24 protein-coding genes and 1 tRNA gene are annotated in these 23,559 nt (G+C 68.1%); 10 read left to right on the top strand and 15 right to left on the bottom strand.

The window, feature by feature from the left end; genetic code table 11:
- Window positions 1-3 precede the first annotated feature (3 nt).
- Together HHAL_RS01075 and HHAL_RS01070 are read right to left on the bottom strand one after the other, a co-directional pair.
- Complete coding sequence (locus HHAL_RS01075) at window positions 4-2,394, bottom strand: tetratricopeptide repeat protein (RefSeq protein WP_011813024.1); 2,391 nt, start codon at window positions 2,392-2,394, stop codon at window positions 4-6.
- Window positions 2,395-2,416: 22 nt separating this feature from the next.
- A complete protein-coding gene (locus tag HHAL_RS01070; RefSeq protein WP_011813023.1) occupies window positions 2,417-3,454 on the bottom strand; it encodes a tetratricopeptide repeat protein in 1,038 nt (345 codons plus the stop codon).
- A 96-nt stretch (window positions 3,455-3,550) separates the two neighbouring features.
- Here HHAL_RS01070 and HHAL_RS01065 point away from each other — a divergent pair, with 96 nt between their 5' ends.
- From HHAL_RS01065 to HHAL_RS01050, 4 genes are all read left to right on the top strand, one after another.
- Entirely contained in the window at window positions 3,551-4,738 is a 1,188-nt protein-coding gene (locus HHAL_RS01065) for a PP2C family protein-serine/threonine phosphatase (protein ID WP_011813022.1), read from the top strand.
- A gap of 25 nt (window positions 4,739-4,763) precedes the next feature.
- Window positions 4,764-5,108 (top strand): STAS domain-containing protein, encoded by a 345-nt coding sequence (locus HHAL_RS01060; protein ID WP_011813021.1) that lies wholly within the window; start codon window positions 4,764-4,766, stop codon window positions 5,106-5,108.
- A gap of 3 nt (window positions 5,109-5,111) precedes the next feature.
- Window positions 5,112-5,540: an ATP-binding protein gene (locus HHAL_RS01055; protein WP_011813020.1), complete on the top strand. Its 429-nt coding sequence runs from the start codon at window positions 5,112-5,114 to the stop codon at window positions 5,538-5,540.
- 81 nt (window positions 5,541-5,621) lie between these two features.
- Window positions 5,622-5,711: transfer RNA gene (locus tag HHAL_RS01050), tRNA-Ser, on the top strand.
- 1 nt (window position 5,712) lies between these two features.
- Here HHAL_RS01050 and HHAL_RS01045 read toward each other — a convergent pair.
- From HHAL_RS01045 to HHAL_RS01035, 3 genes are read right to left on the bottom strand one after another with little or no spacing between them, the layout of a single operon-like run.
- Window positions 5,713-6,492, bottom strand: coding sequence for an ABC transporter ATP-binding protein (locus tag HHAL_RS01045; RefSeq protein WP_011813019.1), 780 nt, complete (start codon window positions 6,490-6,492; stop codon window positions 5,713-5,715).
- On the bottom strand, window positions 6,485-7,246 hold the full coding sequence (locus HHAL_RS12415) for an ABC transporter permease (RefSeq protein WP_011813018.1): 762 nt from the start codon (window positions 7,244-7,246) through the stop codon (window positions 6,485-6,487). The genes HHAL_RS01045 and HHAL_RS12415 overlap by 8 nt, the downstream gene beginning before the upstream one ends.
- The gene (locus tag HHAL_RS01035; RefSeq protein ID WP_011813017.1) at window positions 7,243-8,220 is read right to left on the bottom strand and encodes a substrate-binding domain-containing protein; all 978 of its coding nucleotides are present in this window, start codon (window positions 8,218-8,220) and stop codon (window positions 7,243-7,245) included. The genes HHAL_RS12415 and HHAL_RS01035 overlap by 4 nt, the downstream gene beginning before the upstream one ends.
- 276 nt (window positions 8,221-8,496) lie before the next feature.
- Here HHAL_RS01035 and HHAL_RS12825 point away from each other — a divergent pair, with 276 nt between their 5' ends.
- Window positions 8,497-8,817, top strand: a complete 321-nt coding sequence (locus HHAL_RS12825) for a NifB/NifX family molybdenum-iron cluster-binding protein (RefSeq protein WP_244857321.1) — start codon at window positions 8,497-8,499, stop codon at window positions 8,815-8,817.
- Between the two features lie 29 nt (window positions 8,818-8,846).
- On the top strand, window positions 8,847-9,359 hold the full coding sequence (locus tag HHAL_RS01030) for an ankyrin repeat domain-containing protein (protein WP_011813015.1): 513 nt from the start codon (window positions 8,847-8,849) through the stop codon (window positions 9,357-9,359).
- A gap of 123 nt (window positions 9,360-9,482) precedes the next feature.
- Here the strand turns inward: HHAL_RS01030 and HHAL_RS01025 are convergent, their stop codons facing one another.
- From HHAL_RS01025 to HHAL_RS01015, 3 genes are all read right to left on the bottom strand, one after another.
- Complete coding sequence (locus HHAL_RS01025; protein ID WP_011813014.1) at window positions 9,483-10,571, bottom strand: arsenic resistance protein; 1,089 nt, start codon at window positions 10,569-10,571, stop codon at window positions 9,483-9,485.
- A gap of 61 nt (window positions 10,572-10,632) precedes the next feature.
- Window positions 10,633-11,049: a DUF6858 family protein gene (locus HHAL_RS01020; RefSeq protein ID WP_011813013.1), complete on the bottom strand. Its 417-nt coding sequence runs from the start codon at window positions 11,047-11,049 to the stop codon at window positions 10,633-10,635.
- Window positions 11,050-11,417: 368 nt separating this feature from the next.
- A complete protein-coding gene (locus HHAL_RS01015) occupies window positions 11,418-11,657 on the bottom strand; it encodes an FmdB family zinc ribbon protein (protein WP_011813012.1) in 240 nt (79 codons plus the stop codon).
- 130 nt (window positions 11,658-11,787) lie between these two features.
- Here HHAL_RS01015 and HHAL_RS13385 point away from each other — a divergent pair, with 130 nt between their 5' ends.
- Window positions 11,788-11,949, top strand: coding sequence for a hypothetical protein (locus HHAL_RS13385; protein WP_011813011.1), 162 nt, complete (start codon window positions 11,788-11,790; stop codon window positions 11,947-11,949).
- Window positions 11,950-12,070: 121 nt separating this feature from the next.
- A complete protein-coding gene (locus HHAL_RS01010; protein ID WP_011813010.1) occupies window positions 12,071-12,919 on the top strand; it encodes a hypothetical protein in 849 nt (282 codons plus the stop codon).
- Between the two features lie 37 nt (window positions 12,920-12,956).
- Here HHAL_RS01010 and HHAL_RS01005 read toward each other — a convergent pair whose 3' ends face one another.
- Complete coding sequence (locus HHAL_RS01005) at window positions 12,957-14,246, bottom strand: sensor domain-containing phosphodiesterase (protein ID WP_011813009.1); 1,290 nt, start codon at window positions 14,244-14,246, stop codon at window positions 12,957-12,959.
- Window positions 14,247-14,543: 297 nt separating this feature from the next.
- On the opposite strand from HHAL_RS01005, the gene HHAL_RS01000 reads away from it, so the two are divergent.
- Window positions 14,544-16,040 carry a methyl-accepting chemotaxis protein gene (locus HHAL_RS01000; RefSeq protein ID WP_011813008.1) on the top strand — a complete coding sequence of 499 codons (1,497 nt, stop codon included), beginning with the start codon at window positions 14,544-14,546 and terminating at the stop codon, window positions 16,038-16,040.
- On the opposite strand, the gene HHAL_RS00995 is transcribed toward HHAL_RS01000, so the two are convergent.
- Complete coding sequence (locus HHAL_RS00995; protein ID WP_041594989.1) at window positions 15,973-16,170, bottom strand: hypothetical protein; 198 nt, start codon at window positions 16,168-16,170, stop codon at window positions 15,973-15,975. The genes HHAL_RS01000 and HHAL_RS00995 overlap by 68 nt on opposite strands.
- Before the next feature lie 34 nt (window positions 16,171-16,204).
- On the bottom strand, window positions 16,205-17,440 hold the full coding sequence (locus tag HHAL_RS00990) for a DUF418 domain-containing protein (protein ID WP_049751344.1): 1,236 nt from the start codon (window positions 17,438-17,440) through the stop codon (window positions 16,205-16,207).
- Between the two features lie 91 nt (window positions 17,441-17,531).
- On the opposite strand from HHAL_RS00990, the gene HHAL_RS00985 reads away from it, so the two are divergent.
- Window positions 17,532-18,608, top strand: a complete 1,077-nt coding sequence (locus tag HHAL_RS00985) for a metal-dependent hydrolase (protein WP_011813006.1) — start codon at window positions 17,532-17,534, stop codon at window positions 18,606-18,608.
- Between the two features lie 10 nt (window positions 18,609-18,618).
- Here HHAL_RS00985 and HHAL_RS00980 read toward each other — a convergent pair whose 3' ends face one another.
- From HHAL_RS00980 to modB, 4 genes are all read right to left on the bottom strand, one after another.
- Entirely contained in the window at window positions 18,619-19,497 is an 879-nt protein-coding gene (locus HHAL_RS00980) for a class I SAM-dependent methyltransferase (RefSeq protein WP_011813005.1), read from the bottom strand.
- Between the two features lie 4 nt (window positions 19,498-19,501).
- Complete coding sequence (locus HHAL_RS00975; RefSeq protein ID WP_011813004.1) at window positions 19,502-21,709, bottom strand: PepSY domain-containing protein; 2,208 nt, start codon at window positions 21,707-21,709, stop codon at window positions 19,502-19,504.
- Window positions 21,710-21,783: 74 nt separating this feature from the next.
- On the bottom strand, window positions 21,784-22,851 hold the full coding sequence (gene modC, locus HHAL_RS00970; protein WP_011813003.1) for a molybdenum ABC transporter ATP-binding protein: 1,068 nt from the start codon (window positions 22,849-22,851) through the stop codon (window positions 21,784-21,786).
- Window positions 22,851-23,540, bottom strand: coding sequence for a molybdate ABC transporter permease subunit (gene modB, locus HHAL_RS00965; protein ID WP_011813002.1), 690 nt, complete (start codon window positions 23,538-23,540; stop codon window positions 22,851-22,853). Before modB ends, modC begins: the two co-directional genes overlap by 1 nt.
- Window positions 23,541-23,559: the final 19 nt, after the last annotated feature.

Genomic DNA, 23,559 nt, shown 5'->3' with positions numbered 1-23,559 from the left:
TGGTCAGTGGAAATGCCAGGTGGCGTTCACGTGGAGGCCCTCGGCGTCCCACTCACTGGATCGTTCGATGAAGGCGTCGGCGGATAACCGCAGATGGTCGCCGGCGTCCCAGGCGTAGGCGGCTGCCAGGCGGGTGCCGGTGTTGTGCTCGCTGTCCCGGTATGCCGAGAGGCGGACCCGGTAGTAATGGTCGAGCGCCCGGCACCCGAAAACCCGCGCCAGGTCGTGATGCCACTCCAGGAACGGGCCGGCGGCGAGGTAGTCCTGGGGCGTCCAGTACAGGTCCTCTTCGTCTTGCGTATCGCGGTACTGGAAGGTGGCGCCGGCGGTCAGCTGGCGCGGGTGCTCGGTCACCCGCACCTGCGGCTGGAACTGCAGGAGGAGGCCGCGGTTGCCGTCGGAGTAGTGGGCGGTGCGCGCCGTGGCGCCCAGATCCACGCGGCGGTCGGCGTAGTAGTCCAGCTCGGCCTCGGCGAGGCGCCGATTGATGCGCTCGCTGGCGGTCTTGGGGTTACGCAGGACCCGCTCCTGGGCGATCCCGCCCCGGGTCCGTAAGCGATCACTCACGTGGTAATCCATCTCGGCTCGACCCTCAATCGAGTCCTTGACGTCGGGGTCGTCGAAGCGGGTGTAGGCGAGTTCGGTCCGCCAGCGCAGTTGGGTACTGGCCACCCCGCTGAGGGTGCCGTGCACCCGGTTGCCCCGGGCCTCGTCGATGTCCTCGTCGGGGTCCGGGTCGAACCGGTAGCGCCACCGGTCCACTGAGACGTGGCCCCGGGCGCGTGTGGCCACGGGCAGGCTGCCGTGGACCCCATAGCCGATGGTTTCCATCTCGGCATCACGCCCGGACTCGTTGCGGTAGTCGGCGTGGAGACCGGCCCGAGGACCCCGCTGGCGTTTGAGCAGGGCCTGCTGGCGTGCAGCCTGGGGGTGGTTGGGGACGGCGTCCAGAACCCGCTCATAGGTGGCCTGTTCGGCGCCGCACAGCCCCAGGGTGCACTCGATCTGGGCCTGGTCGAAGGCCGTCTCGAGATTGTGGGGCTGGAACTCTGCGGCGCGCTGGAGCACCGTCAGGGCGGTCCGGGGATGGCGGTCGTGGACCAGAGCCTTGGCCCGGGCCTCCTGGTGGACGGCGCGGTGTTCGGCGGCGGCGGGGTAGGCCGGGTCCGTCGGTGTTGGCAGTGCCGGCCCGGGGGGCGCGGCGGTAAGTGGCCCCGGGGTGCTGGTCGCGGCGGGCGGCTCGGCCTGAAGAAGCGTCAGCAGCGTTGCGTAGCGCTCTCGCGCCTGGTCGGGCTCCCCGGCCCAACCGGCGAGCCGGGCCGCCTCCAAGGGGAAAGTCGGGTCCGTCGGGTGCTCAGCGGCGAGGGCGTCGTAGTGGTCCAGGGCGCGGTCGTAGTCACCCTGCCAGGACGCCAGCCGCGCCAGGTTCAGGCGGGCTTCGGTGGCGTCCGGGAAGCGCGTGGCGACCTGCTGGAGCTGCTCCTCGGCCTCGGCGAGGGCGTTGCGGGCGATGAGCACTTCCGCCAGCAGGTAGTCCGCACGGGTGAGTTCCGGCTCGAGTTCCAGGGCGCGGCGGACGGCCTGCTCGGCCGACGCGATGTCGCCGCCCTGCAGGGCCTGTTCCGCAGTCGCCAGGTGATCCCGTGCGGTCTGCGGTGCGGCCGGCGCCTCTTGGGGCGCGATCGGTTCCGGGGTGTCGGCGGGCTCGGCCGGACCACGGTGGGGCAGGCGCCGGAGGCGCTCCGCGGCCAGTGTCTGGTCCGGGGTGTCGGCGAGCAGCCGGGCGTAGTGGTGCTCGGCGGCGTAGATCCGGCCCTGGGCCTGAAGGAGATCGCCGAGTTGCAGCCGGAGGCCGGGGTCGTCGGGGGATTCGGCGAGTAGCCCGCGGACGACAGCCTCGGCGCCGTGGAGGGCGCCGGAGTCGGTGAGGGCTGCCGCGTCGAGGAGCTGCTCGGTGCGGCCCTCGAGGGGGCGCAGCCCCTCGAGAATGGCTCGGGCGCGGCCGGCCCGCCCCAGCGAGCGTTCCACCCGGGCTTGCAAGAGCAGGCCCGCGCGCGTTTGCTCAGTGCCCGCGGGCAGGGAGGTCAGCAGGTCGACGGCGGCTGCCTCCTCGCCCATCCACTGGAGCACCTCGGCGGTCTCGGTGACCAGCGCGGGGTCGTGCGGTGTGTCCTCCAGAAGCCGCCGGTAGTGCCACAGGGCCTCGGCGCGCCGCTGTGGCTGATAGGAGAGCAACCGGGCCAGCTGGTGGCGGGCGCCCCGGTCGCTGATGTACTCGTGCGCAGCCACCAGGCTCCCCTCCGCAGGGGGGATCGGCGGCGGTTGCGCCGCGGCTTGTCTTAGGGGCATGACGCCGGCGAGTAGCACTGCGCCGGCGGCGATGCCGATGGCCATCCGTTGCGTGGCACCCCCCAAACTAGTCCTCCAGGCTTTTCTGCAGGAGCTCGATGGCGCGGTCGGGTTGATCGGCCCAGGTCAGAACCTGAGCGAACTGGCGCATCAGCTGCCGGTCGTGTGGTCGAGCCTGGAGAACCTGGTCAAAGGCCTCGATGGCGGCGTCGTAACGGGCCGACCAGGCCAGGGCCAGCGCCTTCTTGTACCGGGTCTCCTGGTCGTCCGGGTGGCCCTCCAGATAATCCCGGTAGAGGTCGATGGCCCTTTCGTAGCCGCCACGGCTGAGCTGCAGGTCGGCCAGCATGAGCCGGTCCTGCGGCTCCAGGTCGGTGGTCTCGAGGCCGTCGATCTCGGCAGCGGCCCGTTCGGTGTCGCCGGCCCAGAAGAGGGTGCGGGCCAGGCCGAGCCGGGCGGTCTGATGTTCCGGTTGGTCGTCGAGGACCCTCCGGTACTCGGTGATCGCTTCGTCGTGCCGCCCGCGCTCGGCCAGCAGGCGGGCCAGTTCCAGCCGGGCCTGGGTGGTTTCGGGGTCTGCCAGGTCTTCCGGTTTCGTGCTCTGGCCCGTGTCGACCCGCTCCGCGGGCAGCTCCCGGAGCAGTTCCCGATAGCGTGTCATGGCGGCTTCGGGCTGTCCGGCGCGGTCCAGTAGCGAGGCGTGGTGCATGATCCCGGCGGGGCCGAGTCCGTCGTTCGACTCGTAAAGCGCCAGGGCACGTTCGGGTTGGCCGAGGCGATCGAAGTGTCCGGCGAAGGCCGAGCGTGTCCCGGGGTCCAGGGCGTCGCTCTGATTCAGGCGCCATGCGCCGACGAAGGCCGGCTCGGCCTCATCGCGTCCGAGCAGGGTGAGGGTCGCCTCGCGCAGCCGGTCCGGGTGATCCAGCCCCGCCGCGATGCTGCGCTCAAGGTGATCGGTGGCCACCGCGCCGCGGTCGAGGTGATCGAGCCACTCGGCGAGCCGGAAGTGGACGATATCGGGGTGGATGCGGAGGTAGATGGCGGTGCTGACGCCGATGACGACCGCCAGCAACAGCCCGACCATTCCCTTTCTCGGTGTCGGCATGGCATTCCCGCCAAGTCCTGTGTATCTGTATCGTAACAGTCATGGCCGCCCAGGAAACCGACTAAGCCAAGGTCCGGATCGGAGGAGGGGCGCTTCATGGATCCCAGCGCGGACGAGGTCAGCGGTCGCCCCATCGTCCTGGTCGTGGACGATGAGCCGATCAACCTGGAGTTGCTCGGGCGGTTGCTCGGCGATGCCTACCGCGTCCTGGTCGCCCGGAGTGGTGAACAGGCCCTGGATATCGTCGCCCGTGAGCGCCTGCCCGACCTCGTCCTGCTGGATATCACCATGCCGGGGATCAGCGGGTACGACGTCCTCGATGCCCTGCAGGGTGAGCCGCGTACGCGGGGTGTCCCGGTCATCTTCATCTCCGCCCGGGGCGACTGGGAGGATGAGGCCGATGGTCTGGCCCGCGGCGCGGTGGACTACATCACCAAGCCGTTCAACAGCGCCGTGGTGCGGGCCCGGGTGGGGGCGCACGTCAAGCTTAAGGTCCGCTCCGACCTGCTGGCGGCCAATTACCGTCAGCTCGAAGCGCAGCAGCAGCGGATCGAGGAAGACCTGCGTGTGGCGTCGCGGATCCAGCAGAGCCTGCTGCCATCCGCGCCGCCGCCAGGGGCCGGGTATGCGTTGGACTGGTACTACCGGCCAAGTGCAGGGCTCGGGGGGGATCTCTTCGTTACCATCCCGCTGGAAGATGGGCGGCTCGTGCTCTATATGCTGGACGTCAGTGGCCACGGAGTATCCGCGGCGCTGGTGTCATTCTCGGTGGCGCAGTCGATTCGCCAGTGGGTGGCCGAGCGCCGGCAGGTATCACCGGCGGCGTTGTTGGATGCCCTGGATGCGGAGTATCCGCTGGAGCGGTTCGACAAGTTTTTCACCCTGATCGTCCTCGTCTACGATCCCGCCGCGCGAGAGATCCGTTACGCTAATGCGGGTCACCCGCCCGGTCTGCTGATCCGACAGCGCGGCGGAAGCATCCCATTGGAAGCGGGCGGATTGCCGGTGGGCATCGGCGGCTGGGGCCGGTATGAAGAGGGCCGTGTTGCGGTTGCGGAAGGAGACCTGCTGTTCATCTACACGGACGGCCTGGTGGACCTGGAGGATGCGGTGGGCGCCCACCTGTCCAGCGCGCGGTTGGAGGTGGTGCTGCGGGACTGGCGCGGTTGCCCGAGTGATGGGGTTATCCGCGGGGTGCAGCGAATGATGGTAGAGCACAGTCAGCAACCGCCGGAAGACGACATCACCTTTGCGTGCCTGAGGGTGACCGGGCGCACGGCTTAGAGGGCGATTAGAAAGGAGTGGCACGATGGCCTATACATGCGCGGACCGGGACGGTGTGGCTGTCCTCCAGGTGGACGTCGATCGCCTCGACGCCAGCGAGGCGCCGGCCTTCAAACGGGCCGCACTGGAAGCAGTGGATCTCGGTGTTACGCGAATGGTGGTGGACCTAAGCCGGGTCAGCTTCATCGATTCCAGCGGCCTCTCCGCGCTGCTGTCGCTGCGCAAGAACATCGACCCCGCAGGCTCCGTGGTCCTGGCCGGCGTTCACGCCCCCAAGGTGGTGCAGTTGTTTCGCGTTACCCGGCTCGATCAGCGCGTTTTCCCCATGTACGCCGACGCCGAGCAGGCCGTCGCTGCCCTGGCGGAATGAGGGGTGCAGTCCAACACGCTCCTGGAGCTGGAGCTGAACGCCGAGCTGCGTCGGGTCGCCGAGGCGTGCCGGGCGTGGGAGCGGCTGGCCCAGCAGATCGGCCTGGGCGAGGAGGCCGCCGGGGCGGTGGAGTTGGCCCTGTGCGAGGCGATCAACAACGCCATCATCCACGCCTGCGGCAACTGCCCGAGCCGTGTGGTCCGCGTGACGGTCCACCAGCGGGCCGACTGGCTGGTGCTGCAGGTGCACGACCAAGGGTGGCCGATGACCACCGAGCCGGCTTCGGTGGACGTGCGAAGCGGCGCGGACTGCGCCGAAGGGGGGCGGGGGATCGGCATCATCCGCGGGCTGATGTGGCACGTTCGCTATCGATCCGGCCCGGCCGGAAACACCCTGGAGATGCAGTACCCCCTCCCGGGGGATCAACGGTGACCGCGCCCGGCGGTTCTGCGCGGCCTTTGAGATCGACTCGGTTGGTGCGTCTGCCCGCCGTGCGGTAACATCGCGCGGCGAGGAGAGGTGGCTGAGCGGTCGAAAGCACCCGACTTGAAATCGGGTGAGGGCATGCGCCCTCCGGGGGTTCGAATCCCTCCCTCTCCGCCAATTACGAGCAGCTACATCTCGCTTCGGAATGGCCGCGGATAGCGGCGAGGACGCGCTCCTCCAGGTTCGCCAGGGCGCCGGGACGGCGTTGCGGGCCGTGCGCCGGAGCCGGGTGGTGTAGCTCGGCCTGAACCCGCCCCGGTGTGCCGCCGATCACCAGGATGCGGTGGCAGAGCTGGACGATCTCGCGGACGTCGTGGCTGACGAAGATCACAGCCACACCGGCACCCAGCACCCGTTCCCGCACCAGTTCAAGCAGCTCGGCCCGGTTGATGTAATCGAGGCTGGAGAAGGGTTCGTCCATCAGGAGCAGGTCCGGGTGTCCGGCCAGCGCCCGGGCGATGCCAACCCGTTGCCGCATGCCGCCGGAGAGCTGCGCCGGGTATTGGCTCGCTGCCGATTCGAGTCCCACGTGATGCAGCGCCTCTCGCGCGCGCGGTCGCTCGGATGGGCTCAGGACCAGTTCCACATTCCCCTGGACGGTGAGCCAGGGCAGGAGGGTGGGTTCCTGGAAGACCATGCCGAGGCGGCTGTAATGCCGTTCGATGGCGCCGCTGCTCGCGGTCTCGCGCCCGGCGATCAGGCGCAGGAGGGTGGATTTGCCGCAGCCGCTGGCACCGGTGACGCCGACCACCTCTCCGGGGGAGACGGCCAGATCGACCGGGGATAGCCCGCCGCCACCCGCGAAGATGCGACTGATGCCGTCCAGGGCGACCACGGGTTGGTGCGTGCATGGGGGGGCGTGATGCATGAGCTGCATGGGGTGGGTACCGTCAGACATGTTGAAGGCGTCGCTCGATGAGTTGTCGACCGGGGTGGATCAGCAGGTACTCCAGCGCTAGGCCGAGGAGCACAATCCACAGGACTTGGGCGTACACGGCTGTGACCTCGCCGTAGAGGTAGCTGCCCCAGAGGGACTGCCCCAGACCCGCATCGCTGGCGAAGGCCTCGGCCATGATCACGGCACGCCAGCTGACCGATAACGCCCCCGACGCGGCTCCGGCGAGGGTCAGCGCCAGGTGCGGGAGCAGGATGTGGGTCAGGCGCTTGTACCAGCCGAGCTGATAGATGTGGGCCATGTCCATGATGCCCCGATCGATCTGCGCGATCCCGTGGCTGGTGGCCATGTAGATCAGCGGCAGGGCCATACTGACACCCACCAGCACTGGCGGACCGACCCCGATGCCCAGCCAGAGGACGGCGAGGACCAGCCAGGCGATGTGAGGGGCTGCCTCGATCAGGACGATGATCGGGTGCAGGGCCCTTTGCAGGGTAGGTGAGCGTGCCGCCCAGAGCCCCAATGCGACGCCGCCAAGCAGCGAGAGCAAGAAGCTGACCACAACATTGCGCAGGGTGACCCCGGTGTTCGCCCAGTGGTCGCCGGAGTGGAGGGTGCCACCCAGTTCCAGGGTGACCACCCAGGGGTCCGGCAGGATGGAGTCCGGAACCTGGTGGGCGGCGGCCATCCATAGGGCGACGACACCGAGCAGTCCAGCCCACGGCGGCCAGCTGGACCAGACGCGCCGCCGGCTCATTGTGACAGCACCCCATCGGGTGGCTCGATGTCGAATACCTCGCGGAGGTAGGTATCGACGGCCTTACGGGTTGGTTGATCGTCGGCTGGCTCCCACGTCACGCGCTCGGTACGGAGCATGCGCAACAGTGCCGCCTCCGGGATAGGCATATCGAAGAAGGTATCGAAGCGCTGGGCGGCCATCTCGGCAGCCTCTTCCTGGTTCTCGGGGTCCGTCAGCCAGGCGGTCGCCGCTTCCACACCGTCCATCAGGGCCTCCCGCTGTTCTTGGTTCGCCTGATCCCCGACGGACCAGATGGCACCCAGCGGCACGCGAACGTCGAGCTGATCCTCCAGATCCTCGGCGGGATCGAGGCCGATGGCCCACTGTTGCTCCCAATCTTCAGCCTCCTGGCGGTGCAGGATCAGGCTGACCAGCGGCTCTGGGGCGGCAATGCCTGCGGGGGCGCGCTGTGGGTGACGGGCCTGGGCCAGCAGCGCCATGCCGGCCCCGGTGCTGGCGAACTCCGGTTCGATGCCCCGTGCGCCAAGGGCCCGTTCGGTAACCACATGGGGCGGTGTTGAGACGCCGGGAGCCGCGAAGACCTGGCGGCCGTCCGCTTTCTCAGGCTCGCTGCGATCCGCCGGGGTGAGCAGGTAGATGCCCTGCCAGACCCACGGGGCCACGAGCTCAAGCTGTTCGAGGCCGCCCTCGACGAAGCGGACGCCGCCGATGAGGTTGAAGAAGGCGAAATCGATGCGGCCGTCCTGCACCATGGCGCGCATCGCCGACGGATCGCCCGCGGGGTTGCGGACGAGTTCGAGCTCGAAGTCGGGGAGCAGATCGTCCTGGCGCTGCTCAAGGATGAACAGCGGTACCGCATTCGGATCGGGGGGCAGGCCAACCCGGATCTCTTGCGAGTCGGTGGCCGGGGTGCCGGTGGCGACCATCGGGAGTCCGAGCAGGCCGGCGAAGAAGAGTGCGAGGCGTTTCATCGAACACTCCATGTAGGGATAGAACAATAGTGCGGATAGTAACGATTCCCATTTATGCGTCAAGGGCTGTCGCCGGCGCGTGTGCTTTCCGACGGTTCGGGTGGTAGCGCCCAGGTTTGACTTCTATTTTCAACATAAATATTTTCAATAGATCGATAGTAAACCAGGTGGGCTGTAACCTACTGGGATGGGCGCCAAAGGCCCAGGATTGGTTGTGTCGGTGCTAAGGAGGAATGTCCCTTGCGTATAGCCGTCGCAAGTCAGAACCAGCGTACCGTGACTCCTCATGCAGGGCGTACGCGCCGGTTTTTGATCTACGAAGCTGGGTCCGGTGGCGAACCCCGATTGATCGATCGTCTGGAACTGCCTAAGGATCATACGCTGCACCACTGGGGGAATGCGCCGGGACATCCGATCTACGCATACGACGTCGTCATCGCTGCGAGCATGGGCCCTAATTTTGTGGCGCGGATGGAACGCCACGGTGTGGAAGCGGTCGCCACCAGCGTGACGGATCCGGAAGAGGCAGTGCGCCGATACTTCCGGGGTACGTTGCCCACGCTCCCGCCGGAGCAACAGATACATGGACACAGTTGATATGAGACCGAGGATGGAGATCGAGCATCGTGAGGTGGATACAGCAGCAAATCGCAGATCATCCCTTTCGGGTGCTGGTCCTGGTGCTGGTGGTCATCGCGCTGGTTCGCGCGATCCCGGATCCGGAAGCCCGCGACGCGCATGGCCGCACTCCGCTTGTTGCCGCGGCGTACGAAGGGAACCTCGGTATGGCTCGAATGTGGTTGCTGCTCGGTGGGGACATCGATGTGGAAGAGCCATGCGGTACAACCGCACTGATGCGGGCAATTCAGCATGGGCATACGGAGATGGCCAATTGGTTGTTAGACCGCGGCGCGGATCCGGCTGCAAAGGACGAGACAGGACTCAGCGCGCTGCATCTGGCCGCCCGGAAGGGCGAGCGAGACCTTGCGGAGCGGTTGGTCGAGGGCGGGGCCGACCCCGAACTCGCGGATGCTGTTCACGAGCGGGATGCCATCGAAGAGGCTGACGATGCCGGCTACGAAAGGCTGGCCGAGTACCTGCGCGATACCACCGATCGGGATGGCCGCGCCGACCCCTGAGGACTCAGCCATACGCCTGTTCAGCGCGGTACCGATAGCCGAGCCCGGGGGTTGCCTCGGGACCGCGCATGCGCTGGAAGGGGTCGGCGGTGTTGCGGCCTGCCCGGCGGCGGGGTTGGGCTGTCAGCCCGAGGGCCGCCGGGAGCCCGACTCGCTCTCTGCTCCGGTTTCCGACCCGACGCTCCCCTGAGCGCCGCCGTTGTCGGCAGACTCGGCCGTATCCGACCGACGGGCCTCGCGCACCTCGTCGTCGGGCGGGCCAAAGACACGCCGGGTGACCCGCACGTACCAGGCGGCGGCCTGGACCTGGATGACGAAGGCGATGGCCACCACCAGAGCGGCGTTGGCGCCCTCGGCACCGAATGCGTTCATGGCGATCGCCAGGGCAATGGAGAGGTTGCGCATCACCGTGCCGTAGACCAGGGCGATGGCGTCACCGCGGGGCAGGAGTGCCTTGCCCAGCGCCGTGCTGAGCGGGAAGTTGATGGCGTAGAGCAGGGCGACGGGAATCAGGATGTAGAGCAATTGCTCGGGCGCCGCGAGGATCGTCTCCGCGTTGAGGGCCATGGCGATGAAGACGATGCCCAGCACGCCCAGTGTGGAGAGTGCCGGGAAGCGAAACGCCCAGCGATTGCGGAAGTCTTCCTGACCGAAGCGGCGCACCAGTGCGCGCTGGGTGAGTAGGCCGAGGACAAGGGGCAGGACAACGATCACGAGCACCTGTTGGGCGATGGCCCAGAAGTCCACGTCGATCTGGGCGCCCAGAAGGGCCTCGACATAGAAGGGGGTCGCCAGCGCCCCGATCAGCAGGCCGAGGACCGTCATCTTCACCGCTGCGGCGAGGTTGCCGCCCGCGAAGCCCGTCCAGGAGATGGTCATGCCGCTGGTCGGCACCAGGCCGGCCAGCAGGAGCCCGAGCGCCATATAGGGCTGATCCGCGAAGAACAGCAGCCCCAGACCGAAAGCGATGAAGGGGATGACTGCAAAGTTGACGCCCTGGGTCAGAAGCTGCGCGCGCAGGTCATCCCACCCGGTCAGGTGGGATACGCGCAGGGTGACCATCATCGGGTAGACCATCAGGAACGTCAGCGGCAGGATCAGCCAGCGCAGCGGCTCTTCCGGCAGGAGAGCGCCGTAGAGGAAACCCAGCGCGAGCATGGCCGGTATGGCCCAGGTCAGTCGCTTCTGAAGGGCGTAGAGGATGGACCACATGGGGTAGTTACTCCCTGGCGGCGTTGCGATTGTGGATCGCTGAGTCGGTGGCTCGGGCGGTCTAGGCCTCGGCCTTCACCTCCTCGGCGAGTTCGTGGAGCCACTGGGTCATGATTTCGTTGGCCAGAGGCATCGGTGACTCCATGAAGCTGACGACAAAGCGGTCGTCCAACGTCACCACCCCGATCGAGCGGGGGCGAACGGCAGGGGCCAAGGCCATGGGGAGGCGCCGGCCAACGCAGAACACCAAGTTCTTGGCGTCGTGAATGCCTGCGGCGATTTCACCATCGGGCAGGCTAGCGGTGTGTTCGTAGTGGTCGAAGGTGGCGATGTAGGCGACGCGTTCGTCGGCTTCAACCCGACTGCGCAGCTTCGCCAACAGATCATCGGCAGAGCTCAGGCCCGGGGCGCCCTTGGGCAGCTCGAGGCTGCGGATTGGATAGGCATCCTGGAGCCAGGTCAGTGACAGCTCACTCATTGTTCCTCCTATTCACAAGGTGGTCAGCCTTGCGGCTTAGGGCTCGCGGTGCGTCGTCGGGCCCGATCCAGCCTTGAGGCGTTTTCTGGTGGAGTGGGTTTCTTCCACGGATATACAACTAAACAATAGATAAATAGAATGGAATACAATTGGCTTGCCGTCAAGCGGGTCATTCAGCGCGTCGCGATGGATCGCGGTTGTCGTTCTAGTGCTTAACCCCCCGTCTTCGAATCGTTTTGGGGAGCCGAAGAGCACACCAGATTGGAGCGCCCCGATTCAGATCGGCGCGGGCCGGTGCTGGATAGCGTTCGGTTAAGTGGCGGCCGGTCGCCGGTGAGGCGGGGCGCGAGGCCCTTGTGCTGAGAAGCCTAGAGGCCGCACACCCCCCCGCAGCATCCCCCCGCCGGCTCCGGCTCGGAGCGATTCCCGCTGCTGATATAGCCGGTGCCGGTGATCAGACGCTCGACCGGGGCGTCTTCCGGCGTGTCCCCGGGCCCCTGACCGGCAAGGCGGCAGAGTTCCCCCCAGGTCGTGACCTGCTCTTCGATGCCGTGGCGGACCTCGAGTCGGGCGCCATTGCTGGGACAGCGGTAATCGTAGGTCGGCATGCGGCCCTCCTGATGTATGCGTGTGTAATGATGGAATATAGAGGCGCTGAAAGAGACGCTCAACCGTTTGAAATGGGGAGCCAGCTGTGCTGATCTATCGGCCGGGGCAGCCAATAAAGGGGATAGGACAATGTTCGGATGCATGGTCAATGCGCAGCGCAACTACGTCCGCGAGGTCAATCGCCGGACCGAGGATCAAGACGAGTCCGCCGAGGTCGTGCAGGCGGAGGGGCAGAACGCCGAGCACGCCCGCGGTGAGGACGCCACCGAGGCGGAGCGCACCGCCGAGTAGCCTCCCAACGGTGATCCGGCGCGGGTTCGGAGCGCTGAACCGGCGCCGGTGACCTTGGGGGATCCCTCTCTCCCGCCCGGGGATCCATCGGTACCCGCCGATCCGGGGCGGAGCCTGTGCCGTGGAGGTCCGGGTGCCTCGAAAACCGCCGCAGCTCTTCCACGACGAACTCATCGAGCGGGCTACCCCGCCCGAACTCCACGACATGAATCGGTTCCTGGCCCGGGTGCGGGACCGGACCCTGCTGGATACCTTCCGTCGTCTCGCCTCGGACCGTGAGCCCGAGCATCAGCCTCTGGAGCGTCAGGCCCGCGCCGCCCTGATCGCCGTGCCGTTGGTGCTCCTGGGGATCGTCTTCGCGGCGTGGTTGGCACCGCCGGGCGTGCCGGTGCTCGCCTGGGGGGCGCTGGCCGTTGGCGTGCTGGCCGGCGGGCTGGCGTTCGCCGCCTGGACGTTGGCCCGGGGCCAGGAACTGCGCAAACTGGAGGCCGAGCGGGATGAGCTGGCGGATCGTGCGCAGGATCTGCTCGGGGTCCGCGAGGCGTGCCTGCACAGCCGGCCGTGTCGGGTCTATCGCGAGCGGGTGGTCGAACAGGGGCGCCCCCTGCGCCGGCGCGAGGCGGCGTTGTTGGTGGATTATGCCGACCGCCAGAGCGGCGGGGCGCTTACGGCGAGCGCCCGCGCCCAGGCCGAGCGGGTCGATGAGCAGACGGCCGAGCGGCCCAGCGACCCGCTGGAGGCCTACGGCCGTTTCCGCGAGACACTGGAGCAGTGGCAGGAGCGCTACGGCACGTTGTCCGACGAGACGAGTCAACTCGTGGAGCAACTGCGCCAGCAGCTGGAGGTGGACAGCCACCGCGACAGCCTCTGGTATCAGCGCCTGCAGGAGCGCAAGGCTGAAAAGGCCGACAGCGAGCATCCGTTGGGCTCCGGTACCGACCACCAAGGGCCTCGGGTGGCGCGGCGATGATCGTGGGAACGAGTGGAAGACTCGCACCCGAGGGGGATCACGGACTCGGCGCTGCGGCCCGGGAGGTTCCTTCGCAAGGCGCTTTTTCGGGGGCGCCGCCCGGGTACCATGCGACGTCGCAGCAGAGCACGTAGTAATGGCCGTCGTCGTGGGAGCGCGTGGCGATCGAGAGGGTGATGCAGACGTGTCGGCCCGTGCTGGACAAGTAGGGGCGAGAGATCTTCAGCCGCCGGGGGGCGAGCAGGGCATCGCGGAAGTACGGTCGCCTCGACCAAGTGCCGCCACGGGTGTCCACGAGCGGAGCGTGGCGGGGGTCGGTCGTCACCGGGGCATCGGCTTTCAGCCCGGCGGGCAGCAGGTGTTCCCCGACTTGTTCACCGCGTTGATTGAGGACGAAGCAGCGCTGAACGCCCCGCAGGGCCATGAGATCGGCACAACTCTCGCGCAGACCATGGCCCCGGTCCAGCCGGGTTGCCGCCCGCAGGAAGGTCTGCTCGTACGGTTGCAGGGTGATTTGCTCCCGGTTGACTGCGGTAAGGGTCTCCTCGGTGAAGCGTTCGGTCACCTGATGCACCTGCGCCAGGCCGCGCTCCGCCGGAGCATGGGAGTCCAGAGTCGGCAGCGCGAAGTAAAATCCCTGGACCAGGTCGATATCGGCATCCAGGGCGATCATCGCTTGCTCTTCGCTCTCGACCCCCTCGAGGACCACCAGACTCCCGGCCTCGTGGATCAAGGCAACCAGGTTGCTGAGGATGCGGCGTTTGCTGTTGAGCGCCTCTGCGGCGCCCTGGATCAGTGAGCGATCCAGTTTGACCAGATCGGGCTCAAGCGCCCACAGGCGTTCAAAATTCGAGTAGCCGGTGCCGAAGTCGTCGAGGGCGACCAGGCAGCCCAGGCCCCGGAAGTAATCCACCGCCTCGGCCAGGGTGGTCTCGTTGCCGGGGGTTTCGAGCAACTCCACGACGATCTGGTGCTGCCGCACCCCCCCGAAGCGGAGTGCCTCCGGCAGTAGGTCACGATAGGCGTTGTCGGCGACGGTCTCCGGGCTGACGTTCAGGAACAGCCACTTCGGCGGCGCTTCGGGGTCGCCGCACCGTTGGAAGTTGGCGATATGCACAGCCTGGCTCTGTTGCTCGAGCTGGTGCAGATGCTCGAGTGTGTTGGCCGCCTCAAAGACCCGGGCAGGAGGGAGCAGCGCCCCGGTGGTCGAGCATCTGCCGCGTAGCAGGGCCTCGTAGCCGACAATGCGGCGGTGGCTGAGGCTGAGGATCGGCTGGAAGGCGCTTTCGAGGCGGTAATCGAACCATTGATCCGAAGGGCGAGGCATAGACGTCCTTTATTCAGTTGCGTCGTTCGTCCTGCCCGTCCGCGATGGGGCCGAGCTGCTGGTCAGATAAGCAGGAACCGTGCCCGCTTTCGAGGCGCGTGTCTCCTCAATTGAGTGTGTTTCCGCGGATCCCGCCGTCCCTGTCTGCACCACAGATGTGCCGTGGGGTTTGATCGATGCACAACGATTGTGCGCAAGCGCCGTAACGGTGGGGCTTTGCCCAGACGGGTCGGTGAATCGTGTGCTGGAACGATACTTGCCGCGCAAGGACAGGCAAACGACAACACGGGAGTCCTCATGGCGTTTCTTCCGACCTTCAGCCCTCGCAGTAGCGCCCGCGACCGTCTGGCGAGCCTTCTGGAAGAGCAGACCGAGCGGGACTGGGATCTGACCCTGAGCTTTTGTGAGCACGGTGTTGAGCCCGTGGTGGCCGAGCCCATGGATCGGTTCGTGGGCAAGCTGCAGGAGGAGATCGGGCGGGCCAGCGAAGCGACGGTCGCCATGGCCGAGGCGGTGCCGGAGTTGGCCGCGAACGCTCGGCAAACCCGGGAACACAGCGGCGCGCTGGCGACCACGGCCGGTAGTATTGCGAGTGCGAGCGAGCAGATGGCGGTGACGCTTGAGCAGGAATTGGCCCCGAACAGTCAACAGATCGCTGAGCTCGGGGAGAAGGTGCACCGGACGGCGGCCGAGTGTGATCAATACGGTGAGGCTGCACACCAGCGCGTCGAGGCCATCGGAGAGGGCGTCGGTCAACTTGCTGAGACGACAGCAGCGCTCAGCAGTGGGGCGTACGAGATCAGCGAGGTGGTCGAGATCATCGACTCCATCGCCAAGAGAACCAATCTCCTGGCGTTGAATGCGGCCATCGAGGCGGCCCGAGCCGGTGCCGCCGGTGCAGGGTTTGCGGTGGTGGCGGAGGAGGTGCGCAGCCTGGCAGAGCAGACCAGTGAGGCGACGGATCGGGTGCAGAAACTGCTCGATCAGGTGCAGGGTGGCGTGCAGCAGACGGTGGAACAGGTCGAACAGGTGCGCGAAGACATGGGAGCCGGCCTGGATCAGGTGCGTGCGACCCGGGACCACCTCAAGGAGGCTCGGGAGGCGGTGGGGCAACTTGGCGACGGGGTGCGAGCCGTGGCCAGCGCAACGGAGCAGATGGCGACCACGGCCCAGTCCGTCAGCAGTGATATCCAGGAGGTGGCGCAGATCGCCCAAGACATGGATGGTCGGGCCGAGGGGGTGCAACAGCTCAGCGATCGCCTGGAGTCGTTGAGCGCCGGGGCCCTGGACGCCATCGGCGTCTTTCGTCTGGATGTGCATCGCCGCGCCCGCGAATCGGTGGAGGCGGCGGCCCGCCGGTTTCAGGAACAGGACAGGTTGGAACGCGCCGCAATGGAGCAGGCCATGCGGCAGGCATTGCGGGATTCACCGTCGCTGGAACTGTTCTACGCAACAGACCGCCATGGGCGGCAGATCACCGAGAACATCGCCCGGGATGGATTCGAGGTTGCTTACGGCGAGAGTGGCCTGGGGCAGGACTGGTCGGCGCGCAGCTGGTTTCAGCGGGCCGTGCAGGACGGCCGGACGTTTGTGACCCCGCTCTACCGTTCGGCTGCGAGCCGCGATTACTGCTTTACCGTCGGCGTGCCATTGCTGGACCCCTTCGGCGCGGTCCAGGGCGTCCTGGCAGCCGACCTCTCCCTGCGTGCCCTCCACGAGAGCGGCCTTACTCCGTGTGCGAGCCCGTCCCGGGGGCCCACGGAGGCCGCGGCCACTGCTCCCACTGCCGGGTGAGCTGGCGGGCCACCTCCTGGGAGACCGCCTCGAGGAACTGCTGCTGGAAGGCCAGGGCCGATTCGGCCGAGCCACTCATCAGTTCCTGGGCCTCCTGGGGGGTCAGATCGACCTCGATGGTTACCTTCATGGGCCACCTCCGGGGTGTGGGGGCACGGGGTCGTTCAGCCGGCGTCGGGGCTGCGCGGCGGGGGGACCGGGGGGCATGGTGGCGCCGGTCTCGGCAGCTGTGTGGCCTGGCGGAGGAGCCATTCCGCCGGTCCCATGCGGAAGGCGCGCAGCCACAGGGGTGCGGCGATCAGCAGGACCAGCCAGACGCCGAGTACCACCAGCAGCTGGGTCGGCCGCCCCATCTCGCCGTACAGCCCCAGCCCGTGGCCGTAGAAGACCAGGGTACACAGCACCGACTGTAGCAGGTAACCACTCAAGGCTGTCCGTCCTACGGCGGTCAACGGCCAGTGCAGGCGTCCGAGCCAGCCGCGTTGGAAGGCGAGGATGATCAGGGCGGCCCACCCTGCGGCGACGAAGGGCACCGCCAGCTGATTGAGCTGGGTGCTGAAGAAGAAGCCGCTGAGCAATTCCCAGTCGCGCCACTCGCGGTAAGCGATCCCGACGATGCTCATCGGGACGCCGATGCCCAGGCCGTAGCCCACCACCCGCGCGTAGGCCCGGGAGCTCCAGGCGCCGGTGAGGAAGCCGTTCTTGTACGCGGCCATGCCGATCAGCATGCAGCCGAGGGTCAGCCAGCCCAGGCGTGCCGGGGTGCCGACCAGATAGCGGGTGAGGGCCTCGGGGAGGCGCTGCTCCATCTGCGTCAGCCATCCGCCCTGATAGGCCTCGATGGCCGCGGTGATCTCCTCGTGGACGGGCGGCGAGGCGGAGGCGAGCTTGATGAAGCCGGCGGTGGGCAGCAGGGTCAGCCCCCAGCCGGCGGCCATGGTCAGCAGGATGGGCAGGGCGTAGAGCGCGGCCCCCCAGGCCAGGAGCGCACGCGGCGTGCGGTCGATGAACAGGAAGGCGAGCAGCCCCATCGCGGCGTAGATGAACAGGATATCCCCCATCCACAACAGGGTGCCGTGGGCCAGGCCGATGGCGCCGAGGGCGAGCATGCGCCGGCGGTGGACCACCCAGGGGTTGATGCCGGCCGCCCGGTGGCGTTCGGCGAGCAGGACGGCGCCGGCGCCGAACAGGGCGGCGAAGAGGGCGATGAACTTGCCCTCGAAGAAGACGTGGCCGATGGCCCAGACGACGTAGTCCCAGCCCTCGAAACCGCCGAGCAGGGTCGGGCTCAACAGCCCGGCCACCGGCATGGCGAAGAGCTGGATGTTGATGACCAGGATACCCAGCACTGCCGCCCCGCGGACGGCATCGAGGCTCTCCAGGCGTTGGCCGCTGCCCATAGGCTGCTCTGTATGCCCCGGGTGGTGCATGGGTCCGCTAGGATAAAGCATTCATTTGTGTTTGAAATCGCCGGGCTGGCATCTTGGAGTGATGGATCCTGTCACCCATGCGGCCAGCGGCGCACTGATCAACCGGGTGGTGGCGCCGCGCGACTGCGGGGCGCCACGCTTTTCCCTCCGCGAACGCACCTGGATCGGCGCCGGGGCGGCCCTGTTCCCGGATATCGACTGGTTCCTGGGGCTGGTGATCGCCGACTCCCTGGTCTACTACAACCTCCATCGGGGCGAGACGCATTCACTGCTGCTGCTCCCATTCTGGGCGCTTCTGCTGGGCTGGGTGGTGGCGCGTCTGTGGCCGGGGCAACGGGACTGGCGCGATGGGGCGCTCATCTTCGCCCTGGGCACCGGGATTCACATCTTCGGTGACTGGATCACCAACTACGGGACCCAACTGCTCGCCCCGTTCTCTCGAGAGACCTTCGCCTTCCCGGTGACCTTCATCCTCGATCCGTGGATCACGGGCGCGCTCCTGCTCGGGCTGCTGTTGACCTGGCGCTACGGTGGGCGGCTCTGGGCGGCGTTGGGGCTGGCGGCCGCCGGCGCCGTGATCGCGGTCCAGTCGGTGGCCCATGTGCACGCCCTCGAGCATGCGCGGCTAGCCGCCGAGGAGCGCGGGATGCACGGGGCCCGGGTCCACGCCATGCCCCAACCGTTATCTCCCTTGAACTGGCGGTTGTTCATCGAGGGCGACGACGCCTACTGGTCGGCCCATCTGGGTTTCGGGGCGGGCGAGCAGACGGTGGATGAGACCGCCGGCCTGCTGACCCGGCACTGGCAGTCGTTCCGACCGCCCGAGGCGCTGGAGTGGGAGCGGCTGCCGCGCTTCGGCGACGGTGCAGTGCGCGAGTTCGCCGAGGCGGCATGGTGGCGCCCGGAGTTTGCCGAGTTCCGGCGCTTCGCGCAGCTGCCCTATTTGCGCAAGGTGGTCGTGCACCAGGGCGATGCCTGCGCCATCTACGCCGATCTGCGTTTCCGGATTGCCCAGGTGCCACCTCCGTTCCAGTACGCCAGTTGCCGAACGCCGGAGGGTGACTGGTATCGCGCCGATGTGGACTACTGGGAGCAGGCCATCGAGGAGCTGGAGCCGCTGCTGCGCGAGCGCCGATGACGGGCCGAGCTCAGTCGCGCACCAGGCGCAGGCAGCGGGCGAAGGCGGGGACCGAGAGCGAGTCGCGTCGTTCAGAGAGCCAGTGTGCCCGGAGGGCGGGCGCGTCCAGTTCCTCGAGTACTTGCCAGCCGGTGTTCGCCGCCAGCCGGTGCAGGGTATCGGGCCGTATCAGACCGAGCAGTGGCTCCTGCTGCGTATTCAGGGCCAGCTCGACCCCCCGCAACAGCATACGCGGCCGCCACGACAGCTCCCCGGCGGGCAGCCAGTAATCGGCGACCAGCTCGCTGCCCGGGGCCGCGACCTCCGCCAGGCCTTGCAGCGTGGCACCGATGGCCTCCGGGGGCAGGTAGTAGGTGCAGCCCATCCAGTTGGCGAACAGCGGAGTCTGCGGATCGATTCGAGCGTCCAGGAGGCGCTCGGCCAGTCGGTCGCGGGCGAAGTCCACCGCCACGAATCGCATCCGGTTGGCCACCTTGGCGGGCAGATGGGCCCGCTTCCACCACTGCATGGGGGCCTGATCCACCTCCAGCAGGGTGGTCCGGGCGAGGAGGTCCGGGCGGCGGAGGGCGGTGGTGTCCAGCCCCGCCCCGAGCAGCACGATCTGGCGGTGGCCCCGGTCCACGGCGGCGTCCAGGGCGTCCTCGGCGAAGCGGGCGCGGGTGACCGTCTGACCGCGCAGGGCGGCGAGTTCCGGGTGCATGCCCTCCATGGTGCGTAGCTGCATGGCCAGCAGTGGGGGCGGTGGTTGCACCAGCTGGCGCATCCGCGGGCTCAGGAGGGGGAGTACGGCCCGGTCGTCGAAGATCGTCGGGGCGTCGTCGAGACGGGTGTGCCAGACACGGAGTGCGGCAGCGATCTCGGCGGTCTGGCTGCGGGGGCGTTGTTCCATGGGCTCAGTCGATCACGTCGAGGCGCAGTCGGCCGTCGCTTTGCCAGCCTCGCACGACCGCCTCGGCCTGGTCACGATAGGCCGGAGCACCGCACTGGCGCAGGGCCTCGGTCAGTGCGGTTGGCACTGCCGTTCCGATGGTGCTGCGTCGTCCACAGGCGTAGATCCGGGCGTTGCGGTGGAGCATCCAGTCCACCAGCATGGCCCGCGCGTCCGCGATCCGGTCTTGCACGTAGCCGCCGTCCTCCGGGTCTCGGGAGAACGCCAGGTCAAGCCGCGTGAGCACGCCCTGGGCCTGCCACCGCTGCAGGCGCTCGGCGTGGAAGAAGTCACCGTGGCGGCGGCGGTTGCCGAAGATCAGCCAGACCGGGCCGCGTTGGCTCTGGGCGGCGCGCTCGGCCACGAAGCCGATGAAGGGGGCAATCCCGCAACCGGCGGCGATCAGGATGATCGGTTGCTGCGGGTCGTCTGGTGGGTGCATGTGCCGGTGGGTGCGCAGGGACGTTGCGATGGTTTCGCCTAGCTGAAGCCGTTGCGCCAGGAGGCTGGACGCCTTCCCGGGGCGGTTTTTGCCCCGTGCATCGGTACGGCTGGTGACGGCGACGGTCAGTTCGAGCCGGTGCGGGGCGTCGAGCGGGGTGCTACCGATGGAGTAGGGGCGTGCCGGCTCACCCTCGCCGGGGCGCACCAGCAGGAGGTCCCCGGGGCGGTAGGTCAGAGGGGTGTCGCTCTCCAGCGTCAGCCCCCAAACTTCCTGGGTGATGGGGTCGTTCGGGTCGTTGAGCTGTTCGCGCCGGCGCAGGGTCAGCTGCAGGGGCTGATCGGCCGGGATCGGTTTGGTCTGGCCTGGCTGCACGCCGACCAGTTCCGCCACCTCGCCGAGCCAGAGCTGCCAGGTGGCCTCCGGGGCGCCATCGGCTCGGGCCATGGGCAGAACCTCTTCGGCCCCGGCACGGCGCAGGCTGGTGCGCAGGCTCTCCCCGGCGGCGCAGAAGTGCCGGTAACTAGAGTCGCCGAGGGCGAGCAGTGCGAATCGTGTGCGGTTCAACGACGAGCTTTCCAGGGCCGCCAGAAAGGTGCGTCCGGTATCCGGCATGTCCCCGTCGCCACAGGTGGAGACGATCAGCAGCGTGTAGCGATAGCCGTCGAGTGCCTTCGGCTCCAGGGCGGACAGGGCGGCCTCTTCGATGCGGGCGCCGCCGCTGCGCAGCGCGCGCGCTGTCTCCGCAGCCAGTTGGGCCGCCGTGCCCGTCTGACTGGCGTAGGCGATGAGCAGATCCGCATCGGCGTCACCACGGCGCCGTCCGCCCAGCCAGCGGCGTGCCCAGAGCCAGACACCGCTGATGAACAGGAACAGCAGGGCCAGGGCGGCCAGCAGGTTGATGAGTCCCGACCAGGGGCCCGCCCAGGTGCCCTGGTGAAGCTCGGCGACCCAGCCGGGGTAGGCGTCCACCGGGGTGATCCCCTCGGCGGTGACGATCAGCTGCCGGTGGCCTGCGGTGCCGTCGACCTCCACCGTCCAGGCAGCGCGCTCGAAGCGTTCCATGCGGTAGACGTGGGTGGTCTCGGTGGCCTCGAGTTGTTGCAGGACCGGGCCTACGGCCAGGCGTCCGGCGTCGCGGTCCACCGGGGGCAGCCGGGGGGTGCCGAGCTCCAGGGCCATCAGCACGCCGGTGATCGAGACGAGCAGGAGCAGGGGCAGGGTCAGCCAGCCGATCAAGGTGTGCCACTGGGTCAGGCTGTGGCGCAGCCGGGGCCAGGCCAGCCAGGGGCCAGCGATCAGCACCAGGATCAGTGCGTAGCTGGCGACCTCGACGACCACCGCCAGGTCGAGCATCAGGTCCTTGTGCAGGTGTCGGACGGTCTGGAAGAACGCACCGCCGTAGGCGCGTTCGCCCAGGGAGGTGCGCTGTTCAAGGTCGAACGCCTCGTGCCAGCGCTCCCCGGCACGACTGAGTTCGAGCACGGCGGTCCCACCCTGCTCCAGGGTCAGGGCGCGGGTGCGCTGCTGGGGGTCGACCTCGGCCAGGAAGCGTTGCAGCTCCGCGAGCGGGATCGGTTCCTCCGCGCCCGGCGATGCCGCCAGGTCCCGGACCACCGGTTCGAGCGCCAGCAGGCCGCCGCTGAGGATGATCACCAGAAACAAGGGGGCGAGGGCGAGGGTGATCCAGCGGTGCAGGCAGAGCAGCAGCCGTCTCAGGCGGGCGGGCATGTTTGGGCTTCCTGCGAGTGGCCGCGTATGGGGGCGTCCGGTTCAGTATGGTGGCCAGCTGGCGTGCTGCAACGTCAGCGCAGCGCCACGCCCTTGACCATGGCGTGGATGGACACCCCGGGGGTCAGTCCGAGCTCCTGGCAGGAGCGGCGGGTGATGCGGGCCAGGAGCGCCTGTCCGGCGACCTCCACACGCACCAGGGCGTGGCTCGGTGTCGGGTCGTCGTCAATGGCCGCCACTCGCCCCGGCAGGCGGTTGAGCAGGCTCACCTGCGTCGGCAGCTCGCGGGCGAGGCTCACATCCCGGGCGTGGATGCGGACCCGGACGCGCTCGCCGATGGCAGCGTCCAGACGCGGCAGGTACAGGGGCGCGTCTCCGGCGTCGAGTTCCGTAAGGTGGTCTGCCGGATGGTGGCGCGCGACGGGCAGCTCCAGCACTGCCGAGGCGTACTCGCTGCGGGCAAGGGGCAGATCGGTCCGGGTCAGCAAGTCCTGGAGGGGGCCCTCGGCGCGGACACGGCCGGCTTCGAGCAGCACCATGTGATCGGCCAGTCGGGCGGCCTCGTCGAGGGCGTGGGTGACGTAGACGATGGGGATGTGCAAATGGCCGTGCAGGCGTTCGAAGTACGGCAGGATCTCCGCCTTGGTGGCGGCGTCCAGCGAGGCCAGGGGCTCGTCCATCAACAGGAGATGGGGGTCGGTCAGCAGCGCGCGCCCGATGGAGACGCGCTGGCGCTGGCCGCCGGAGAGTGCGGCCGGCGAGCGCTCCAGGAGTTCCTCTAGGCCGAGCAGACGGGTCACCTCGGCGAAGTCGCTGCGACGGTCTCCGGCCGGCGTCCGGCGTCGCCCATAGAGGAGATTGCCGCGCACGTTTAGATGCGGGAAGAGGCTCGGTTCCTGGAAGACGTAGCCGATGGGCCGGCGGTGGACCGGCAGGAAGGTATCGGCATCCTGCCAGACGGCACCGTTGACGGTGAGTCGTCCGTGAGGAAGGCGCTCCAGGCCGGCGAGGCAGCGCAGCAGGGTGGTCTTCCCCGAACCGGAGCGGCCGAACAGGGTGGTCACCCCAGCGCCGGGGAGGGTCAGGTCGGCCTGGAGGCAGAACTCGCCCCGGTCCACTCGGAACGACGCGTCGATGCCCATCAGGCGATCCCCACGACCTTGAAACGGCGGTTCAGGAGGTAGACCGCCAGGAGCAGCGAGAACGCCATCAGCAGCAGGAACAGCGAGAGGCCGTGGGCCGCGGCGTAATCCATGGCTTCGACGTGGTTGTAGATGGCGATCGACGCCACCTCCGTCTCCCCGGCGATGCTGCCGCCGATCATCAGGAGCACGCCGAATTCGCCCAGGGTGTGGGCGAAGGAGAGCACGGCGGCGGTCAGGAAGCCGTTGCGGGCCAGGGGGACCACCACGGTGAGGAAGCGATCCAGGGGCGACGCGCGAAGCGTAGCGGCCACCTCCAGCGGGCGTTCGCCCATGGCCTGGAACGCGTTCTGCATCGGCTGCACCGCGAACGGCAGGGAGTAGATCATCGAGCCGATCACCATGCCCGTGAACGTAAAGGCCAGGTGGCCGACGCCGATCTGCTCGAGCAGGCCGCCGAGCCACCCCGCTGGGCCCAGGAAGATCAGCAGGTAGAAGCCGATGACCGTCGGCGGCAGGACCAGGGGCATGGCCACCAGTGCTTCCACGAAGACCTTGGCGCGGCCCTCGGTGCGGGCGAGCCACCAGGCCAGCGGCAGGCAGAGCAGAAGCAGCAGACCGGTGCTGATGGAGGCCAGCTTTAAGGTCAGCTGCAGGGCGATCCAGTCGGCTTCACTGATCCATAGCATCGTGGGCGGTCCGTACCTC

The organism is Halorhodospira halophila SL1 (genome assembly GCF_000015585.1).
GTDB lineage: Bacteria > Pseudomonadota > Gammaproteobacteria > Nitrococcales > Halorhodospiraceae > Halorhodospira > Halorhodospira halophila.
The sequence above is the reverse complement of the archived record's forward strand: the minus strand, read 5'-3'. Positions and strand labels throughout refer to the sequence as shown.

What these genes read in the sequence shown, in the direction of transcription:
- HHAL_RS01020 (WP_011813013.1), bottom strand. Translation starts at nt 11,049, where the DNA reads ATGAGTGAGCTGTCACTGACCTGGCTCCAGGATGCCTATCCAATCCGC.
- HHAL_RS01065 (WP_011813022.1), top strand. Translation starts at nt 3,551, where the DNA reads ATGGATCCCAGCGCGGACGAGGTCAGCGGTCGCCCCATCGTCCTGGTC.
- HHAL_RS01000 (WP_011813008.1), top strand. Translation starts at nt 14,544, where the DNA reads ATGGCGTTTCTTCCGACCTTCAGCCCTCGCAGTAGCGCCCGCGACCGT.
- modB (WP_011813002.1), bottom strand. Translation starts at nt 23,540, where the DNA reads ATGCTATGGATCAGTGAAGCCGACTGGATCGCCCTGCAGCTGACCTTA.
- HHAL_RS01005 (WP_011813009.1), bottom strand. Translation starts at nt 14,246, where the DNA reads ATGCCTCGCCCTTCGGATCAATGGTTCGATTACCGCCTCGAAAGCGCC.
- HHAL_RS01070 (WP_011813023.1), bottom strand. Translation starts at nt 3,454, where the DNA reads ATGCCGACACCGAGAAAGGGAATGGTCGGGCTGTTGCTGGCGGTCGTC.
- HHAL_RS00995 (WP_041594989.1), bottom strand. Translation starts at nt 16,170, where the DNA reads ATGAAGGTAACCATCGAGGTCGATCTGACCCCCCAGGAGGCCCAGGAA.
- HHAL_RS01045 (WP_011813019.1), bottom strand. Translation starts at nt 6,492, where the DNA reads ATGTCTGACGGTACCCACCCCATGCAGCTCATGCATCACGCCCCCCCA.
- HHAL_RS00980 (WP_011813005.1), bottom strand. Translation starts at nt 19,497, where the DNA reads ATGGAACAACGCCCCCGCAGCCAGACCGCCGAGATCGCTGCCGCACTC.
- HHAL_RS12415 (WP_011813018.1), bottom strand. Translation starts at nt 7,246, where the DNA reads ATGAGCCGGCGGCGCGTCTGGTCCAGCTGGCCGCCGTGGGCTGGACTG.
- HHAL_RS01015 (WP_011813012.1), bottom strand. Translation starts at nt 11,657, where the DNA reads ATGCCGACCTACGATTACCGCTGTCCCAGCAATGGCGCCCGACTCGAG.
- modC (WP_011813003.1), bottom strand. Translation starts at nt 22,851, where the DNA reads ATGGGCATCGACGCGTCGTTCCGAGTGGACCGGGGCGAGTTCTGCCTC.
- HHAL_RS00985 (WP_011813006.1), top strand. Translation starts at nt 17,532, where the DNA reads ATGGATCCTGTCACCCATGCGGCCAGCGGCGCACTGATCAACCGGGTG.
- HHAL_RS00990 (WP_049751344.1), bottom strand. Translation starts at nt 17,440, where the DNA reads ATGGGCAGCGGCCAACGCCTGGAGAGCCTCGATGCCGTCCGCGGGGCG.
- HHAL_RS13385 (WP_011813011.1), top strand. Translation starts at nt 11,788, where the DNA reads ATGTTCGGATGCATGGTCAATGCGCAGCGCAACTACGTCCGCGAGGTC.
- HHAL_RS01035 (WP_011813017.1), bottom strand. Translation starts at nt 8,220, where the DNA reads ATGAAACGCCTCGCACTCTTCTTCGCCGGCCTGCTCGGACTCCCGATG.
- HHAL_RS01075 (WP_011813024.1), bottom strand. Translation starts at nt 2,394, where the DNA reads ATGGCCATCGGCATCGCCGCCGGCGCAGTGCTACTCGCCGGCGTCATG.
- HHAL_RS00975 (WP_011813004.1), bottom strand. Translation starts at nt 21,709, where the DNA reads ATGCCCGCCCGCCTGAGACGGCTGCTGCTCTGCCTGCACCGCTGGATC.
- HHAL_RS01025 (WP_011813014.1), bottom strand. Translation starts at nt 10,571, where the DNA reads ATGTGGTCCATCCTCTACGCCCTTCAGAAGCGACTGACCTGGGCCATA.
- HHAL_RS01060 (WP_011813021.1), top strand. Translation starts at nt 4,764, where the DNA reads ATGGCCTATACATGCGCGGACCGGGACGGTGTGGCTGTCCTCCAGGTG.